Below are 761 nucleotides of genomic sequence, written 5' to 3'. Positions count from 1 at the left end.
ACCTGAAGACGCCTTGTTTCCGCCGAGTGCCGAGCCGAGCAAGATATTAATGGATTGCGATTTGGCCCCGGCCATGCGCAAGGCCAGCGACGACGAAAAATCGCCGCTCTCCGCAGCGTTATGTCGTCCCGAGCCCGTTTGGTTCGATTGGGCGGTGCTACCGGATCCGCTCGATTGAAAGAGCCCGAACAAGGTGCTGGCGATGGCTAAGGGTGACATGGCGACTCCTGCGGCAAGATTCAGATCGGCAAACCGGTGATCCGGATGCCGTTTGCTGAAGTAGAAGCAATATGCAGGCCAGCGCTCGCATGCCCAGGCTGGAGAACTCGACGATGGGCTGGGAGCTGGGGTAGCGGAACACGGCCTGAAAATGGACAGCTTCGGGAAGCTCAATCACCGACGACTATCCGGCAATTATTGCCGCCCAAAAGAATTAGCATGGTCAATTGACGGAGGCCATCCGGTCCGCAGATACTCCCGAGCGTGCCGTCGCTAGTCCTCAATCCCGGCACGCCGAATCTTGACCGATTGCCCTTGATTGGAGACGGACATGAAGCTGCCCGCATCGTTATCTTTCAGTGATGTGCGTCCCGGTGTTCCCGGTTGCGTTGGGCGCGCAGTGGTGCTGAGTCTTCTGGCCTTGTGTCTGTCCTTGCCAGCGTTTTCTGCGCACGCACAGTCCGAAGCCGAGGATGGGGGTCCGGCGAGCTTCGATGAGGTCGACGCCAGTGGTATCAAGCTGACCGCCGCTGAGGCCGCAC

At 59.4% G+C, this 761-nt stretch carries 2 protein-coding genes; one reads left to right on the top strand and one right to left on the bottom strand.

The features are described from left to right. On the bottom strand, positions 1 to 219 hold a 219-nt coding region (locus tag PROAA_RS14295), incomplete at its 3' end, for a hypothetical protein (protein ID WP_186411980.1). Between the two features lie 331 nt (positions 220 to 550). Here PROAA_RS14295 and PROAA_RS14290 point away from each other — a divergent pair. Continuing rightward, positions 551 to 761: hypothetical protein (locus PROAA_RS14290; RefSeq protein WP_186411979.1), on the top strand; the 211-nt coding region annotated here is incomplete at its 3' end.

The sequence above is a fragment of the Candidatus Propionivibrio aalborgensis genome (assembly GCF_900089945.1).
Lineage (GTDB): Bacteria > Pseudomonadota > Gammaproteobacteria > Burkholderiales > Rhodocyclaceae > Propionivibrio > Propionivibrio aalborgensis.
Note: the sequence above shows the minus strand (reverse complement) of the source record. Positions and strands in the feature narration are given on the sequence as shown.